The following is a 14,870-nucleotide window of genomic DNA, read 5'->3' on the forward strand; positions in this document are numbered from 1 at the left end:
CCATGGCTCAGCCCAAACGACAACTCCGCACGCTCGAACGCGGCATCCTCTGCCTCGTGATCGGCGCCGCCGTCCTGCTGGGGCCGCGCTTCCTGCAGGGCACGCGCTGGTTCGAGATGGTGGCTGGGGCCTATCTGGTGGGCTGGTTCGCATTGGTGCTGGGCGTCGCACTGATCGTGGTCGAGCTGGTGAAGCTCGGCAGGAAGCGCCAGTAAGAAGAAAAAACCCGCCTCGCGGCGGGTTTCGTCTGAAGGAGCGGGCCCGGTCAGGCCTTCTTCCCGCGCATCTTGCCGACCAGCTCCACAACGGCCAGCACGATGGCGCCGGCCACCAGGCCCACGCCGGCATTCACGCCCATCGAACCCAGCGTGCCGAACACGCCGCCCGTGGCCTTGGCCCAGTCCTCGACCGCATGGCCCAGCGCCGGCACCCCGTGCACCAGGATGCCGCCGCCCACGAGGAACATCGCGGCCGTGCCGGCCACCGACAGCCCCTTCATGAGCCACGGCGCCGCGGCCAGGATGCCCCGGCCCAGGGCCTGTGCGCCCGAGCTCGCGCGCTGGCTCAGGTAAAGGCCCGCGTCGTCGAGCTTCACGATGCCGGCCACCAGGCCATAGACGCCGATGGTCATGATGAGCGCGATGCCCACCAGCACGCTCAGCTGGGTGGTGAAGGGCTGGCCCTGCACGGTGCCCAGCGTGATGGCGATGATCTCGGCCGAGAGGATGAAGTCGGTGCGCACCGCCCCCTTGATCTTGTCCTTCTCCATCGCGACCACGTCGACCGAGGCGTCGGCCATGGCCTTCTCGTGGCGCTGCGTGTCGGCGTCGTGTTCGTTCTTGTGCAGGAACTTGTGCGCCAGCTTCTCGGCGCCCTCGAAGCAGAGAAAAGCGCCGCCGATCATCAGCAGCGGCGTCACCAGCCAGGGCAGCCAGGTGCCGATGGCCAGCGCCGCCGGCACGAGGATGGCCTTGTTGACGAAGGAGCCCTTGCACACGGCCCACACCACCGGGATCTCGCGGTCGGCCTTCACGCCGGTGACCTGCTGCGCGTTCAGCGCGAGGTCGTCGCCCAGGACGCCAGCCGTCTTCTTGGCGGCTACTTTGGTGAGGACCGATACGTCGTCGAGAACGGTCGCGATGTCGTCGAGCAGCAGGAGCAGGCTGGAGGCCATGGGCAGGATTCAGGCTGAAAAAGAAGCGGCGAGCTTATCCGCAGCCGCGATGCGCCCCTGCAATACCCGTACGCAGACGCCCTGAAGAACCAGGAAAGCGTACTCAGAGCGCGCTCAGCGCAATGGCCAGCACGGCCGCAAGCGAGGCACCGAACAGCGCCAGGCCCACGCGGCGGCGCCGGTGCGTGAGCATCCACAGCACCACGCCCGAGATCGACAGGAAGATCAGGCTGCCGGCCAGCGTGTCGACCAGCAGGATCCACGGCAGCGGCATGCCGCCGCCCTTGTGCATGTTGGTGAGCGTGGCGACGAAGCCGTTGTGCGTGGTGGTCACGCCCACCGAGCGGTTGCCCTGCCAGTACTCGGCCTGCACGATCTCGTTGGGCCCGCCGAAATTGAAGATCCAGTGCGCCGGCTGGGTGAGCGCGGGAGCGCTCTTGTCGCTCTTGTCGGCCCATGCGACGGGCTTGGCGGGCTCGATGCGGCTGGAGTTGGGCGGGCCGCTCATGCGCAGCGACTCCTGCAGCCAGCGGCCCATGGCCTCGGGCGTTTCCGGCACGGGTTCGGGCAGCGCCAGCTGGGCGCGGGTGCGCTCCTGGGCCTGCGGCAGCTTCAGCACGTTGCGGTGGTTGAGCCAGATGCCGCTGAAGCCGAACAGCAGCCCCAGCACCGCGCCCCAGAGGCCGAACCAGCCGTGGGTGCGGCGGATCCACTGCACGGCGGCCGTGCGGCGCTGGTGCGAACGCACGCGGGCGGCGTGGCCGAGGGAAGAAGAGCTGCTGCCGGCGGCGTCCATTGGCGTCGTCAGCTCAGGCCACGTTGCGCTTGAGGCGGATTTCCTCGATGCGCACGGTGCCGATGGCGGTGGTCTTGGCGGTCTTCATCTCGCGCTTGAAGCCCGCGAGCTCGTGGAAACGCATGGCGCGGTCGTTGCGGATCGGCACCCAGATGGTGACCGTGGTGCAGCCCTCTTCCTCGAGGCCTTCGCGGGCGGCGTCCCAGAGCGCCACGCCGGCGCCCTTGCCCCAGTGCTCGGGCTTGACATAGATGGCCCAGATCTCGCCGGTGGTCGGCGGGGTCTTGGGGTCGCGCGAGCGGTCGAAACCCACGAAGCCGACAACCTCGCTGCCTTGCACCACCACGTGGACCTGGGGTTCGCTGTATTCGATGGCCTCGCGCCACTTGGCTTCGCGCGAGGCCGGGGCCAGGGCGCGCAGTTCTTCCTCGGGAAGGATGCCTTCGTAGGCGGCCTTGACGGAGAGTGCGTGGATTTCTGCGACGGCCTTGGCGTCGCGCAGGGTCGCGGGGCGAACTTCGTAATCTGACATGGATGCGGGAAATCGGATGGAACCGGCTATTGTCGCCGCACCGCTAAACTGCTGGCCGCATCCGCCTCAACTACAGGAGAAACCGACATGGCCAAGGGTCAGCAACGCAGCACCAAGGAAGCGAAGAAACCGAAGAAGGACACCTCGCCGCCCAAGCCTGTGGGCACTGGCAGCATCGAGCCGGTCCGCACGATCACGACAGCAGTCATTCCCCGCGGCAAGCTCAAGAACAAGTGACGAACGAAGCGCCAGCGCCCGCCCCCGGGGCCCCGGATGCCCCAAGGGCCCAGCCGCGCAACCCGCTGCACGGGGTCACGCTGGAGGCCATCGTGACGGCGCTGGCCGACTACTACGGATGGGAACACCTGAGCGAACTCGTGCCCATCCGCTGCTTCACGCTCGACCCGAGCGTGAAATCGAGCCTCAAGTTCCTGCGCAAGACGCCGTGGGCGCGCGAGAAGGTCGAGAGCCTCTACCTCTTCATGCTGCGCGAGCAACGCCGCGAGCAGCAGCAACAACAGCAGCAGCCATGAAGGTCCGGATCGAGCCTTCGGGCCTCGACTTCGAGACCGACGCCGAAACCACCCTGCTGAAAGCCGCCGAGGCCGCCGGCATCGAGCTGCCGAGTTCGTGCCGCAACGGCACCTGCCGCACCTGCATCTGCCTGCGGCTCGCGGGCGAAACCCGCCACATCATCGAATGGCCCGGCCTGAGCGCCGAGGAAAAGGCCGAGGGCTGGATCCTGCCCTGCGTGGCGCAGGCGCTCGGCGACATCACGCTCGAAGTGCCCGGCGCACGCGCCCTGTTCGCCGATTGACCGTCAGCCTGGCGGCCTGACCGAAGGCGCCGCCACCACCAGCCGGTCGCGCTGCGCCAGCGACGGAAACAGCTTGAACCAGGTCAGCGCGACCAGCATCGTGCCCACGCCGCCCACCACCACCGAGCCGACCGGCCCCAGCAGCGCCGCGGTGGCGCCCGACTCGAACTCGCCGAGCTGGTTGCTCGCGCCGATGAAGATCGAGTTGACCGCGCTCACCCGCCCGCGCATGGCGTCGGGCGTTTCGAGCTGCACCAGCGTCTGGCGGATCACCACGTTGACCATGTCTGCGCCGCCCGAAACCGCGAGCGCGATCAGCGAGACGACGAAGCTCTTGGAGATGCCGAACACCACCATGCACAGCCCGAAGAGCCCGATGGCCAGCAGCAGCGTGCGCCCGATGTGGCGCTCCACCGGCCGGCGCGTGAGCGCGATGGACATCACCAGCGCGCCCACCGCCGGTGCGCTGCGCAGCAGGCCCAGGCCCCAGGGGCCGGTGTGCAGGATGTCCTTGGCATAGATCGGCAGCAGCGCCACCGCGCCGCCCAGCAGCACCGCGAACAGGTCGAGCGAGACGGCACCGAGCACCGGCTTGCGCTTCCAGATGAAATCGACGCCCGCGAACACCGTGGACAGCGTCACCGGCTCTCTCGCGGCCGGCGTGTAGGCATAGCGAAGCCGCAGCACCAGGGCGCAGGCCAGCGCGAAGAAGACCACGCTGGCGCCGTAGACCACCGCCATGCCCGCCACGAACAGCAGCCCGCCAAGGGCCGGCCCGCCGATGATCGCGCCCTGCATGCCCGCCGAACTGAAGGCCATCGCGCGCGACAGCATGGTGGGCGGCACCAGCAGCGGCGTCAGCGCCTGCTGCGCCGGCATCTGGAAGGCCCGCACCGCGCCCAGCACCAAGGACAGGCCCAGCAGCAGGCCGCGCGTGTCGTGTTTTTCGACCACCGCCAGCAGCAGTACCAGCGCCACCAGCCCCTGCACCGCGAAGCAGGCCGCCACGATGCGCCCGCGGTGGTGGCGGTCGACCACGTGGCCGGCCAGCAGCGCCAGCAGCAGCGCGGGCACGAACTGGTAGAGGCCGACCAGGCCCAGGTCCCAGGCGCTGCCGGTGAGGTCGTACATGTGCCAGCCGATGGCCACCAGCAGCATCTGCGAGGCAGCCGTGCCGAAGAGGCGCGCCGTCCACATCTGCATGAAGGGGCGCTCGCGCGTCAGGTCGGTAAAGCTGGGGGAGAAAGCGCCGCGGCCTGCAATGCGGCTTGGGCGGCGTCGGGAGAAGAGGAAGCGGAGGCTGGGGCGGGGCCGGACATTCGTCCGAGGATAGCCGAGGCCGGATGAGCGGGGCGTGAGCCCGGGCAAGCGGCGGCCGGGGCCTGTCTACACTCGACCGCATCCATGACAGCCCCGCCGCCGCTGCAACTCGTTCACGAAGACCCGTACCTGCTGGTGCTCGACAAGCCCGCCGGCCTGCTCTGCGTGCCCGGCCGCGGCGAGGACAAGCAGGACTGCCTGAGCGCCCGCGCCATGCGGCAATGGCCCGACGCGCTGATCGTGCACCGGCTCGACATGGCCACCAGCGGGCTGGTACTGATGGCGCGCGGCATCGAGATGCAGCGCGCGCTGAGCGCGGCCTTTGCCGACCGCGAAGTACACAAGCGCTATGAAGCCATCGTCGATGGCGCGATGCCGCTGCGCGAGGAATGGTCGCTGATCGATGCGCCGCTGATGGCCGACTGGCCGCGCCGCCCACTGCAGAAGATCGATCCGGAGGGCAAGCCCAGCCTCACGCGGTGGAAGGCGCTGTCAGTGCTGCCCGGCGAGCCCGCCGCCACGCATGTGCTGCTGGAGCCCCTGACGGGCCGCTCGCATCAGCTGCGCGTGCATCTGCTGTCGATCGGGCATCCCATTCTGGGAGATGCGCTGTACGGCGATGCCGCACTGCAGGCGCGTGCGCCGCGCCTGTTGCTGCATGCGAGCGAGCTGGGGTTCGTGCACCCTGTGACGCAGCAGAGCCTTTTCTTCAACCGGCCGCCTGACTGGGCGTGACGAGTCGGGCGGAACGTTCAGCCGCCCTTCACCACCAGCACGGGCATGTTCGCGTCCTGCAGCACGCGCTGCGTCACGCTGCCCAGCAGCAATTTCTCGATGCCGCTGCGGCCGTGCGAACCCATGACGATCAGGTCGGCCGCGATGGCGATGGCCGTGTCGACGATGCCTTCGTGCACCACGTGGCCGTCGATCACGCGCTGGTCGCTGTGCAGGCCCTCGGCCGCGAGCGCCGCCACGCCGCGTGCCAGGGCGGCATTGGCACTGGCAGTGGCCGCCGCGAGGTATTCGTTCTGGCCGAGCGCGTAGTCCGCGCCCACGCCGATGAAGGGATAGTTGTCGATCACGTGAATCAGCGTGATGCGGCTACCGAAGGCCAGCGCGAGGCCGCTGGCCTTGCTGACGGCGAGCATGGAAGTTTCGGAGCCGTCGATCGGAACCAGGATGTGATTGAACATGGCGGGACCTCGCTTTCGTTCGCAGACAGACTCGGTCCGTACCGGACCGGGGCCCCGAATTTAACCGCTGTTCCGCGGCACAGGCTGTAGGACTCGTGCCAGCAAGGGCAAGCCCCGACATCGCAGAGGTTCAACCCCCCTGGAAACCCTCGGCCCGGCAAGTGATCACCAGCGTGTCGCGCCAGCCTTCGCCTCCCTCTTCGAGCGGCTGGATCGGCGTCGACTCGTGGATCACGCGCGCATCGTCGAGCAGCAGAAGCGTCCATGGCTCGGTCATCGTGAAGCGCTCGCCGCGCCTTCCGTTGGCCTCGAACACGCGCGTCTCGCCGCCCTTGATGCCATGCCGCCCCACGAGCGCCACCGCCACCAGGTCCACACCGTCCCGGTGCGCGCCTTCGGGCGTCGGCCGTCCGATGCCGCCCGCGGTGTCGATGCGGAACTGGTGCGCTTCCACGTACCAGCGCTGCTGCGCGCCGCGCATCTCGCTGCTGGCTTTTCCGAGCTGCTGCAGCAGCCGCCGCCACACCGGCTGCGCCACGGTGGCTTCGAGCATCGGCGCGAACCAGCGCTGCATGCCGCCATGCAGCGCGTTGTATTCCACCGGCTGCCAGTGCGCGCGATGCGGCACCTGAGCCAGCGTGGCCTGCTCGTCGGCTTCGACCGTGAAGCAGGCATGGCGGCGCGTGCGGTAGCGGCCGCCGTCCTTCAGGTAGTCGTCAGGCGGAAGATCGTTCCAGTCGGCATGCAGCGCTTCGAGCTGCGCGACCGGAAGACCGAGCCACTCGGCCACGCCCTGCGGGCTCAGCACGGCATAGCCTTGATCGCGCAGCGCGGCGGGCAGCTCGGCCGGCGAGATGAAGGGGGGAGTGAACGCGGCCGTGGTCACTGCGCGCTGACCTTCACGTCCTTCCAGAACGCGACGCGGTCGCGGATCTCTTCGGCTTCGGGCTTCGGGTCGGCGTAGTACCAGGCGGCGTCGGTGTTGAGCTCGCCGTTGACCAGCAGCGAGTAGTAGTTCGCTGTGCCCTTCCAGGGGCAGGTGCTTCTGTGATTGCTGAAAGTGACGAAGTCGCGGTTCAGCGAGCTCATCGGGAAATAGTGGTTGCCTTCGACGAGGACTGTGTCGTCGCTTTCGGCGATGGTTACGCCGTTCCAGGTTGCTTTCATGGTTTTGGGGGTCTCCAGGGCGGCTGGCTGCCGCTGCGGGGGCTATTGTGCCGCTGCTGGGGGTTGGGCTTTTTTGGTACCTGTATCTACCCTGTCTGAGGGTTTACTTTCCGGGGCCGGGTCTCGGCCCGGCGGCCGACCTACTTTTCTTTGCTTCGCCAAAGAAACGTAGGCAAAAGAAAGGCGACCCTACTGTCTGCGTCCCTTCGCTTCGCTACGGGCAACCTGCGGTGCTCGACGTAGGAGGGGGTCCGCAGAACTCGCTTCGCTCAAACAGCTGCGGCCCTTATCCCTCCTACGTCTGCGCTCCTCGGCGCAGCCAGAAGGGATCGACACGCGCCATCGCTGCGCTCGGCTTTTGAACAGCCTGGACTGGCCTTCGCTTCGCTCGGCCGGGGATTCAAGGTCAGAACCAATTCCGACGACGCCAACAACGCACGCAAACCCAACACCCCCCGCCCCATTCCAAGCCCAGCAGGCGCGAAGCGCCTGCTGGGCCTTGGTGGCCGAGCAACGCGATGGCCCGCCCGCTCCCCTCTGGCTGCGCCGAGGAGCGCAGCGTTTCGCGGATCAGGGCTCGCCCTTGTCTGAGCGAAGCGAGTTTGGGCGAGACCCCGCGAAACGCGAGCACCGCAGGTTGCCCCGTAGCGCAGCGAAGGGGGCGCAGACAGTGGGGTCGCCTTTCTTTTGCCTACTTTTCTTTGGCGAAGCAAAGAAAAGTAGGTCGCCCGCCGGGGCGAGTCCCGGCCCCGGGAAACAAAAGCCCAACAAAAACCTAGGCAGCCAACCAGTGCACGCTGAAAAGCCTCTCAGGATCAGTCCAAACCGCCCCAGGCCGAAACCCAGCCCGAACAGCCAACGCCCGAAGCCCTTCAACAGTGAACTTATGCGAGTACTCCGTATGAATAGTCTCGCCTTCCTCAAACCCAAACACCTGCCCATTCAACGAAACACTCTGAGCCCGCCGACTGACAAGATGCATCTCGATCCGCTGCCAGGGCGCGTTGTAGAACGCCGCATGCGAAAACCCATCGAGGTCGAAGTCAGCATCCAACTCAGCATTGGCCCGCCGCAAGAGATTCAGGTTGAACTCCCCCGTAACCCCCTGCGCATCGTTGTAGGCCGCATGCAACCGCCCCGGATCCTTCACCAGATCCACCCCGATCAGCAGCCCACCTCCACGCAACATTCGCGCAGCCAGCTGCAGAAAAGCCAGCGCCTCGTCCGGCTCGAAGTTCCCGATCGTCGACCCAGGAAAGAATCCAACTCGTCGCCCTGAACCAGCCATGGGCGCAGGCAACACCAGCGGCATCGTGTAGTCGGCAGCAATAGGCTGCACCACCAGCTCCGGATAGTCCGCCTTCAGCCGCTGCGCAGCAGCCTCCAGATACTCCCCCGAGATATCGATAGGCAGATACCGCTTGGGCGTCTCCAGTGCATCGAGCAGCAGCCGCACCTTGGTCAGCGACCCAGCGCCGAACTCGACGATCTCCGCGTTCGGCCCTATCTGCCCCGCGATCTCGCCGGCGCATTCGCCAAGGATGCGCAGCTCCGTACGCGTCGGGTAGTACTCGGGCAGCTCGCAGATCCGGTCGAACAGCTGCGAGCCCACCGCGTCATAGAAAAACTTCGGCGAAATGCTGCGCGGCGAGCGCGCCAGCCCCGCCTGCATCTCGCGGCCGAATTCCGACAGCGGCGTTGTGGCGCCAACAGCAGCATCTGCCGTCTGCGAAGAAGCGCGCGGCTTCTGCCTGTCCTCGGCGGGCACGAAAGACAGCGAGGACGATGAAGTTGGATTGCGCATGATCAAAGGTCTTTCGCGAGCCGCAGCCCCGAGAACTGCCAGCGCGCCGCCGGCGGGAAGAAGTTGCGATAGCTGGGCCGGGCATGCCCGGCCGGCGTGGCGACGCTGCCTCCGCGCAGCACCAGTTGCCCCACCATGAACTTGCCGTTGTACTCGGCGGCGATGCCCGGCAAAGGCCTGAAGCCCGGATACGGGTCGTACGACGACCGCGTCCATTGCCAGACATGCCCCGTCATCTGCGAGATGCCGGGCGCTTCATGCGCGGCTTCCCATTCGAACTCGGTCGGCAGCCGCGCACCCGCCCATTCGGCGTACGCGGCGGCTTCATAGAAGCTGAGCTGCGACACGGGCGCATCGGCCTCCATCGGCCGCACGCCGTGCAGGCCGAACACATGCCAGCCGCCGCCGGCCTGGGCCGTGGCGGAACCGGCGAAGCGCAGCCTCGGATCATCCTGCGCGAGCCAGTAGGCCGGATGCCGCCAGCCGTTGGCCTGCACCGCGGCCCAGCCGTCGGACAGCCACAGCTCAGGCCGCTGGTAGCCGCCGTCGGCGATGAACTGGGCGAAGTCGCCGCAGTTCACGAGGCGGTCGGCAATGGCGTAAGGCTGCAGCAGCGCGCGGTGGCGCGGCGTTTCGTTGTCGAAGGAGAAGCCGGTGCCGTCGTGCCCCACTTCCACGACGCCGCCGTGCCGCTCGATCCAGCGCATCGCGGGCGGCACGGCGGCCAGGCGCAGCGCGGGTCCGCCGGCAGGCTTGTAGGCCGGCAGCATCGGGTTGAACGAGAGCGCGTGCAGGATGTCGGTGAGCAGCAGCTCCTGGTGCTGCTGCTCGTGGTTCAGTCCCAGCGTGACGATGGGCTCGATCACGGTCCAGTCGAGTCCGCCTTCTTCCAGCAACGCCACCACGGCCTCGTCGACATGGCGGCGGTACTCGTGCATCTCGTCCAGTGAAGGGCGCGTCAGCAGGCCGCGCTGCGGGCGCGGATGGCGCGGGCCGAGCGCCTCGTAGTACGAGTTGAAGAGGTAAAGAAAACGCGGATCGAAGGGCTGGTAGCCGCCGGCATGCGGCTGCAGCAGCACGCTTTCGAAGAACCAGGTGGTGTGCGCCAGGTGCCATTTGGTCGGGCTGGCGTCGGGCATCGACTGGATGCACTGGTCTTCGGCGGAGAGCGGGGCGGCAAGCGCCAGGCTCGTTGCGCGCACTTCGCGAAACCTGTCGCGCAGTGCGCCCGCCGCCTGAGTGATCGGCCGGGAAAGCGTCATGGAGTCTCCAGTCGGGTCAGCCGCAATTTGTAGCCCATCCGGGTCGCGGCGGCGCGTAGGACAAAACGCCGCAGGCCTGCCGCCGCGACTTCGGCAAAGAATGCAAAAGGGCAGCCACTGTGGCACAAGACGCCGGGGCGTGCAGGACGGCTGCGTATCATCCGACGCATGCAAACGACCAACCCCTCGGGCAGGCCCAAAGTCGTCATCGTCGGCTGCGGATTCGGCGGACTCGAAGCGGCCCGCAAGCTGCAGAAAGCCGACGTGGACGTGACGGTGATCGACAAGACCAACCACCACCTGTTCCAGCCGCTGCTGTACCAGGTGGCGACCGCCGGGCTCGCCGCGCCGTCCATCGCGGCGCCGGTGCGCGGGCTGTTCCGCAAGCAGCAGAACATCACGACGCTGCTGGGCGAGGTGAGCGGCATCGATCCGGCCGCGCGCTCGGTGCAGCTGGCCAATGGCGACCGCGTGCCGTACGACCACCTGATCGTCGCCGCCGGCGCCACGCACAGCTACTTCGGGCACGACGAGTGGTCCACCGTGGCGCCCGGGCTGAAGACGCTGGCCGATGCCTTCGAGATCCGCCGCCGCGTGCTGCTGTCCTTCGAGACCGCCGAGATCACCGCCGACCTGGAACGCCGCCGCGCCCTGCTCACCTTCGTGGTGATCGGCGCCGGTCCCACCGGCGTCGAGATGGCCGGCACGCTGGCCGAGATCGCCAAGCACACGCTGTCGGGCGAGTTCCGCCACATCGACCCGGCCAGCGCGCAGGTACTGCTGATCGAAGGCGGCCCGCGCGTGCTGCAGGCCATGCCCGAGTCGCTGAGCCAGAAGGCGCTGGAGCAGCTTCAGAAACTGGGCGTCGAGGTTCGGCTGAACGCGCGCGTGACCGCCATCGACACCACCGGGCTCGAAGTGCAGACCGGGGGTGGTGCAGATGGCTCGCCGGTCGACAGCTACCGAATCGATAGCAGCTGCGTGGTGTGGGCGGCAGGTGTGGCGGCCTCGCCGCTGGGCCGCATGCTGGGCACCACCACGGGTGTCGAATGCGACCGCGCGGGCCGCATCAAGGTCGAGCCCGACCTGAGCCTCGCGGGCCATCCCGAGATCAGCGTGGTCGGCGACCTCGCCGCCGCCATGAGCCACGCGCCCGGCAAGCCGCCCAAGCCCGTGCCCGGCGTGTCGCCCGGTGCCAAGCAGGCGGGGCGCGCCGCGGCGGCCAACATCCTGCGCCGCATCGCGGGCCAGCCGACGGTGCCGTTCCGCTATGCCGACTACGGCAACCTCGCCACCATCGGCCGCAATTCCGCCGTGGTCGACCTGGGCACGCCCTTCGGCCCGCTGCGCTTCAGCGGCCGGCCCGCATGGCTGTTCTGGTTGTTCGCGCACGCCTACTTCCTGATCGGCTTTCGCAACCGCGTCGTCGTGATGATGGATTGGGCCGGCGCCTACTGGAGCTTCCAGCGCAACGCACGCGTGGTGGCCGACGTGCAGGGCAAGAGCGAATCCTGAAGACGAGCCCCCGATGCTCTCGCTCTTCATCTGGATCGCGGCGCATGCCGCCGAGGCGGTGTTCTGTCTCTGGGTGCTGCGCTGGGGCGGCGCTGAACGGCTCGAAGGCAGCTTCGCCTCGGGCTTTCTCTTCAGCAGCTTCGCGCCGGGATGGAGCGCCGAGGGGCTGAAGATGGCGGCGCTGATCCTGCTGGTGTTCTGCGCCGTCAGCTTCGTGGCGGGCCTGTTCGTGCCGGGGATGCGCTGCTGGGGCAGTTGCTAGCGGCGTCCTGCCCCGCCAGGACTCAAAAGAGCCCGCCCCAGCCGCCACCCCAATGCGGCCGCGCCTGCTCCTCGCGCTGGTGCTTGCGCCATTCCCAGGGCGGAGTCGGCTTCGGGTCGGCCCAGAGGCCGGCGCGGCGAGCCTGCGCGCGCTCCTGCAGCTTGAAGAGCCCTCCGCCGCGCTTGGTGGCGAGCCGGTTGTAGTCGTACACCCAGGCCCAGCCCTCGGCGACCATGCGGCTGCCGGCGTCCTCGCCGTTGCAGCTCACGTCGGCCACGGTGCGGCCGTACCGGTCGGTGTCGACCTCGCTGATGAGCGCCTGCTCGCCAAAGCAGATGCCGCTGAGCGCCTGCCGGCTGCGCTGGCCGTAGGGCTGGGCCTTCTCTGGCGCGTCGATGGCGGCAAGGCGCACCTTCACGCGCTCGTAGGCGCCGATGCGCCCGCAGCGGGCGGTGAGCGTGTCGCCGTCGCTGATGCCGACGACGAGACAGTTGCGGGGAGCTGCCTGGGAAAGAAGGGGAAAGGCAAGAAGAAGGAGAGAAAGAAGACTGGAAGGCAGCGCGCGAAGGTGCATGAAAAAGCCGGAAAGACCAGGAGATTGGCAGAATGGCCGGTCCGATCGAGGCTAAGTGATGCGCGCGCCGGAAAAGATCGGGACACAGTTTTTTTCTTTCTTGCGTTCTTCCCAGAACGGTGCTTCGAAGGAGACCCGCACATGCAGGAACCCACCCGGGACGACTGGTTTTTCGCGGCCAACGACGCATGGGACGCCGGCGCGCACAAGAAGGCACTGTCGCTGTTCCTCAAGGCCGCCGCCGCCGGCGAGACCCACGCACTCAACAGCGTCGGCTACTTCCTCGACCACGGCATCGGCGTGAAGCAGGACAGCGCCGCCGCCCGCCAGTGGTATCGCAAGGCCGCCAAGGCAGGCGACATCGCCGGCTGCGCCAACCTCGCCATCTGCTATCGCGACGAAGGCAACTTCCGCTGGGCCCGCTTCTGGTTCGAGCGCGCCTACGCCCAGGGCGACGGCGATGCGGCACTGGAACTGGGCCGCCTTTTCCTCTGGGAGGGCCCGCACAAGAACCACCGCAAGGTCGTCGATTACCTGACGAAGGCGACGATGGCGGCGTCCGTCACGCCCGATGGGAAGAAGGAGGCCGGAAGGCTGCTGAAGTCGATGGGGCGCAGGGAATAGCGCGCCCCTGGCTCCAGCTCACTTCCCCGCGTTCTCATCCTCCTGCAGCAGCCGCCACATCACCTTCCCGCTACCACTCTTGGGCAGTGCGTCCACGAACTGCACCTTGCGCGGGATCTTGTAGACGGCCATGTTCTCGCGGCACCAGTCGATGATCTGCTGCTCGGTGGTGTCCTTGTGGGTGGGGCGCAGCACCACCACGGCCTTGACGGATTCGCCGCGGTAGTCGTCCCTGGTCGAGATCACGCAGGCTTCCTGGATGGCCGGATGGCGGAACATCAGCAGTTCGACCTCGGCCGGCCACACCTTGAAGCCGCTGGCGTTGATCATGCGTTTCAGGCGGTCGGTGATGAAGAAGTAGCCGTCCTCGTCCATGCGGCCCATGTCGCCCGAGCGGAAGAAGCGCTTGCCCTCGAATTCGACAAACGCGGCGGCCGTGGCGTCGGGGCGCTTCCAGTAGCCCTGGAACACCTCGGGGCCGTGGATGATGATCTCGCCCGATTCGCCGATGGGCATTTCCTTCAGCGTGTCGGGGTCGACCACGCGGGCGTCGGTGCTCATGAACGGGATGCCCAAGCACTGCTGCTTGGGGTGGTCCGACGGGTTGGTGTGCGAGGGCGCGGCGGTCTCGGTGAGGCCGTAGCCCTCCTGGTACTTCAGCCCGTACTGCTCGAACAGGCGCTGCGCCACGGCCTGCGGCATGGCGGCGCCGCCGCCGCCGATGTAGGTCATGCTCGACAGGTCGTAGTTCGCGAAGTTCGGGCTGGCCATCAGGTCGATGACCATGGTCGGGATGTTGGTCCACGCCGTGACCTTCCAGCGCGAGATGAGCCGGCCGGCCACGTCGCGGTCCCAGCGCGGCATGATGATCAGCGTGGCCGCCGCGAGGATGGCGGTGTGCATCATGCTCACCACGCCGGTGATGTGGAACATGGGCACCACCGCCAGCACCACCGTCTCGGAGGTCGAGCCGCCCCACATCAGGCCGGCGAAGGCGTTGTGCATCAGGCTCGAATGGTGGTGGACGCAGCCCTTGGGCAGGCCGGTGGTGCCGCTGGTGTAGGGCAGCAGCGCCATGTCGTTGGCGCCCACCACATGCTCGGGCGGCGGGTGGCCGGCTTCGAGCGCGTCGGTCCACGCGATGACCTTGCCGCCATCGAGCGCGGGCAGCGGATGGCGGGTGGTGAGCCATTCCTTCCAGGCGGGCGCCGGGGCGTCGTCGCCCGAGGCGTCGGCGTCGAAGGCGTCGGTGAACTGGGTCACGATCATGTGAGCCAGGCGCTGCCCGGACGGCAGCGCATTGCTGGCCTTGGCCAGCTCGGGCGCCAGGTCGCCGGTGATGATGGCCACCTTGGCGTCCGGGTCGGTGATGTAGTGCTTGAGCTCCTCGGCCCGGTTCATCGGGTTGACCGGCACCACCACCGCGTTGGCGCGCAGGATCGCGAAATGCGCGATCACCAGCTGCGGGCAGTTCTGCATGTCCAGGATCACGCGGTCGCCGCGCTTCACGCCCAGCGCATGCAGCGCGCCGGCCAGCTTCTCGGCCTGCGCGGCGAACTCTCGGTAGCTGATCACGCGGCCGAAGAACACCAGCGCGGGCTTGTCGGGGTAGCGCGCGGCCGAGGTGGCCAGGTTGTGCCAGAGCGAGGTGGCGGGGACGGTGATCGAATGCGGCAGGCGCTTGGGCCAGAACTTGTGGTGCGGGCGTTGTTCCATGGTCGAAACGGGCGGAAGAAGAAAGGAAGGAAGGGAAGGAAGGGGAAGAGGGGAAAAGAAAGCTTCCCGCCAGCCTAAGCCGCCACGCCCGCCGCTCCCATCGGGGAAGCCCCC

At 67.8% G+C, this 14,870-nt stretch carries 19 protein-coding genes; 8 read left to right on the forward strand and 11 right to left on the reverse strand.

What is annotated here, in order from left to right:
* The first annotated feature begins 2 nt into the window (after positions 1 to 2).
* Positions 3 to 215 carry a hypothetical protein gene (locus tag AC1VNX_RS22365; protein WP_483159549.1) on the forward strand — a complete coding sequence of 71 codons (213 nt, stop codon included), beginning with the start codon at positions 3 to 5 and terminating at the stop codon, positions 213 to 215.
* A gap of 50 nt (positions 216 to 265) precedes the next feature.
* Here the strand turns inward: AC1VNX_RS22365 and AC1VNX_RS22370 are convergent, their stop codons facing one another.
* The 3 genes from AC1VNX_RS22370 to AC1VNX_RS22380 all read right to left on the reverse strand — a co-directional run bounded on the left by AC1VNX_RS22370 (position 266) and on the right by AC1VNX_RS22380 (position 2,502).
* Positions 266 to 1,174 (reverse strand): DUF808 domain-containing protein, encoded by a 909-nt coding sequence (locus AC1VNX_RS22370; protein WP_483159551.1) that lies wholly within the window; start codon positions 1,172 to 1,174, stop codon positions 266 to 268.
* A 103-nt stretch (positions 1,175 to 1,277) separates the two neighbouring features.
* Positions 1,278 to 1,970, reverse strand: coding sequence for a PepSY-associated TM helix domain-containing protein (locus tag AC1VNX_RS22375; protein WP_483159553.1), 693 nt, complete (start codon positions 1,968 to 1,970; stop codon positions 1,278 to 1,280).
* A gap of 13 nt (positions 1,971 to 1,983) precedes the next feature.
* Positions 1,984 to 2,502, reverse strand: coding sequence for a GNAT family N-acetyltransferase (locus tag AC1VNX_RS22380; protein WP_126024170.1), 519 nt, complete (start codon positions 2,500 to 2,502; stop codon positions 1,984 to 1,986).
* An 87-nt stretch (positions 2,503 to 2,589) separates the two neighbouring features.
* Between AC1VNX_RS22380 and AC1VNX_RS22385 the strand changes: the two genes are divergently transcribed.
* Genes AC1VNX_RS22385 through AC1VNX_RS22395 form a run of 3 tightly spaced genes read left to right on the forward strand, consistent with a single transcriptional unit; the run spans position 2,590 to position 3,319 of the window.
* On the forward strand, positions 2,590 to 2,739 hold the full coding sequence (locus tag AC1VNX_RS22385; protein WP_301508274.1) for a hypothetical protein: 150 nt from the start codon (positions 2,590 to 2,592) through the stop codon (positions 2,737 to 2,739).
* Positions 2,736 to 3,035, forward strand: a complete 300-nt coding sequence (locus AC1VNX_RS22390; protein WP_483159555.1) for a VF530 family protein — start codon at positions 2,736 to 2,738, stop codon at positions 3,033 to 3,035. Before AC1VNX_RS22385 ends, AC1VNX_RS22390 begins: the two co-directional genes overlap by 4 nt.
* Entirely contained in the window at positions 3,032 to 3,319 is a 288-nt protein-coding gene (locus AC1VNX_RS22395; RefSeq protein WP_176664864.1) for a 2Fe-2S iron-sulfur cluster-binding protein, read from the forward strand. The genes AC1VNX_RS22390 and AC1VNX_RS22395 overlap by 4 nt, the downstream gene beginning before the upstream one ends.
* A 3-nt stretch (positions 3,320 to 3,322) precedes the next feature.
* Here AC1VNX_RS22395 and AC1VNX_RS22400 read toward each other — a convergent pair whose 3' ends face one another.
* Positions 3,323 to 4,522 carry an MFS transporter gene (locus AC1VNX_RS22400; RefSeq protein ID WP_483159558.1) on the reverse strand — a complete coding sequence of 400 codons (1,200 nt, stop codon included), beginning with the start codon at positions 4,520 to 4,522 and terminating at the stop codon, positions 3,323 to 3,325.
* 201 nt (positions 4,523 to 4,723) lie between these two features.
* On the opposite strand from AC1VNX_RS22400, the gene AC1VNX_RS22405 reads away from it, so the two are divergent.
* Positions 4,724 to 5,374 (forward strand): RluA family pseudouridine synthase, encoded by a 651-nt coding sequence (locus AC1VNX_RS22405; protein ID WP_483159560.1) that lies wholly within the window; start codon positions 4,724 to 4,726, stop codon positions 5,372 to 5,374.
* 17 nt (positions 5,375 to 5,391) lie between these two features.
* On the opposite strand, the gene AC1VNX_RS22410 is transcribed toward AC1VNX_RS22405, so the two are convergent.
* The 5 genes from AC1VNX_RS22410 to egtB form a co-directional block, all read right to left on the reverse strand.
* A complete protein-coding gene (locus AC1VNX_RS22410) occupies positions 5,392 to 5,832 on the reverse strand; it encodes a universal stress protein (RefSeq protein WP_007833935.1) in 441 nt (146 codons plus the stop codon).
* A gap of 130 nt (positions 5,833 to 5,962) precedes the next feature.
* Positions 5,963 to 6,718 (reverse strand): 2OG-Fe dioxygenase family protein, encoded by a 756-nt coding sequence (locus tag AC1VNX_RS22415; protein ID WP_483159563.1) that lies wholly within the window; start codon positions 6,716 to 6,718, stop codon positions 5,963 to 5,965.
* Entirely contained in the window at positions 6,715 to 6,999 is a 285-nt protein-coding gene (locus tag AC1VNX_RS22420; protein WP_483159565.1) for a DUF427 domain-containing protein, read from the reverse strand. The genes AC1VNX_RS22415 and AC1VNX_RS22420 overlap by 4 nt, the downstream gene beginning before the upstream one ends.
* Before the next feature lie 775 nt (positions 7,000 to 7,774).
* Positions 7,775 to 8,671: an L-histidine N(alpha)-methyltransferase gene (gene egtD, locus AC1VNX_RS22425; RefSeq protein WP_483162002.1), complete on the reverse strand. Its 897-nt coding sequence runs from the start codon at positions 8,669 to 8,671 to the stop codon at positions 7,775 to 7,777.
* A gap of 134 nt (positions 8,672 to 8,805) precedes the next feature.
* The gene (gene egtB, locus AC1VNX_RS22430; RefSeq protein ID WP_483159567.1) at positions 8,806 to 10,065 is read right to left on the reverse strand and encodes an ergothioneine biosynthesis protein EgtB; all 1,260 of its coding nucleotides are present in this window, start codon (positions 10,063 to 10,065) and stop codon (positions 8,806 to 8,808) included.
* A 168-nt stretch (positions 10,066 to 10,233) separates the two neighbouring features.
* On the opposite strand from egtB, the gene AC1VNX_RS22435 reads away from it, so the two are divergent.
* Together AC1VNX_RS22435 and AC1VNX_RS22440 are read left to right on the forward strand one after the other, a co-directional pair.
* Positions 10,234 to 11,580 carry an NAD(P)/FAD-dependent oxidoreductase gene (locus AC1VNX_RS22435; RefSeq protein ID WP_483159569.1) on the forward strand — a complete coding sequence of 449 codons (1,347 nt, stop codon included), beginning with the start codon at positions 10,234 to 10,236 and terminating at the stop codon, positions 11,578 to 11,580.
* A 13-nt stretch (positions 11,581 to 11,593) separates the two neighbouring features.
* Entirely contained in the window at positions 11,594 to 11,842 is a 249-nt protein-coding gene (locus AC1VNX_RS22440) for a hypothetical protein (RefSeq protein ID WP_483159571.1), read from the forward strand.
* Positions 11,843 to 11,864: 22 nt separating this feature from the next.
* Here the strand turns inward: AC1VNX_RS22440 and AC1VNX_RS22445 are convergent, their stop codons facing one another.
* Positions 11,865 to 12,416 (reverse strand): thermonuclease family protein, encoded by a 552-nt coding sequence (locus AC1VNX_RS22445; RefSeq protein ID WP_483159573.1) that lies wholly within the window; start codon positions 12,414 to 12,416, stop codon positions 11,865 to 11,867.
* A 141-nt stretch (positions 12,417 to 12,557) separates the two neighbouring features.
* Here AC1VNX_RS22445 and AC1VNX_RS22450 point away from each other — a divergent pair, with 141 nt between their 5' ends.
* Positions 12,558 to 13,040, forward strand: coding sequence for a tetratricopeptide repeat protein (locus AC1VNX_RS22450; RefSeq protein ID WP_483159575.1), 483 nt, complete (start codon positions 12,558 to 12,560; stop codon positions 13,038 to 13,040).
* A gap of 18 nt (positions 13,041 to 13,058) precedes the next feature.
* Here the strand turns inward: AC1VNX_RS22450 and AC1VNX_RS22455 are convergent, their stop codons facing one another.
* Positions 13,059 to 14,756 (reverse strand): long-chain fatty acid--CoA ligase, encoded by a 1,698-nt coding sequence (locus AC1VNX_RS22455; protein WP_483159577.1) that lies wholly within the window; start codon positions 14,754 to 14,756, stop codon positions 13,059 to 13,061.
* Between the last annotated feature and the right edge of the window lie 114 nt (positions 14,757 to 14,870).

The organism is Variovorax sp. TLI9-5A, from assembly GCF_056867935.1.